This is a genomic window from Allokutzneria sp. NRRL B-24872 (assembly GCF_002155965.1).
Classification (GTDB): Bacteria; Actinomycetota; Actinomycetes; order Mycobacteriales; family Pseudonocardiaceae; genus Allokutzneria.
On record NZ_MUMH01000313.1, the window covers coordinates 1 to 571 of the forward strand.

Annotated in this window: 2 pseudogenes; one reads left to right on the forward strand and one right to left on the reverse strand. The window is 67.3% G+C overall.

The window, feature by feature from the left end:
* A pseudogene (locus tag CCN37_RS41215) lies at nucleotides 1-210 on the forward strand (glucuronyl hydrolase); the annotation flags it as partial.
* On the opposite strand, the pseudogene CCN37_RS37710 reads toward CCN37_RS41215, so the two are convergent.
* Nucleotides 108-571 (reverse strand): annotated as a pseudogene (locus CCN37_RS37710) (glycoside hydrolase family 88 protein); the annotation flags it as partial. The pseudogenes CCN37_RS41215 and CCN37_RS37710 overlap by 103 nt on opposite strands.

Here is a 571-nt window from a genome sequence, read left to right on the forward strand (position 1 = left end):
TGGGACTACCGCTCGCCTTATGCGCCCCACGACATCCGCGACTCGTCGGCGGGCGCCATCACCGCGTGCGCGCTGCTCGACCTCGCCAAGATCACCGGCAACAACCGCTACCGCGACACGGCGGTGTCCGTGCTCAACGCGATCACCGACACGTGCCTCACGACGAAGTCCTCGCGCGCCGACGAGTCGCGGATGTCGTGGGGCGCATAAGGCGAGCGGTAGTCCCAGATCGGCACGGGATCGGTGCGCAGGTACGGCAACACGTGGTCGGCCAGCTTCGTCGCCACGTCGAGGAATTCGCGCTGCCCGGTCCGCCGGTAGACGGTGGTGAACCCGTACATCGCCCAGGACTGGCCGCGCGACCAGCACGAAGTCGGGCTGTAGCCCTGCACGGTGTTCGGCCCGATCGGCGTTCCGGTCGCCGGGTCGAAGTCGTAGACGTGCGGCGTGGAGCCGTCCGAGCGGAGGAAGTACTTCGCGGTGGTCCTGGCGTGCTCGACGGCGATCGTGGAGTACTTGGCGTCCCCGGTTTCCTTGCTGGCGAAGAACAACAGGTCCAGGTTCATCATCG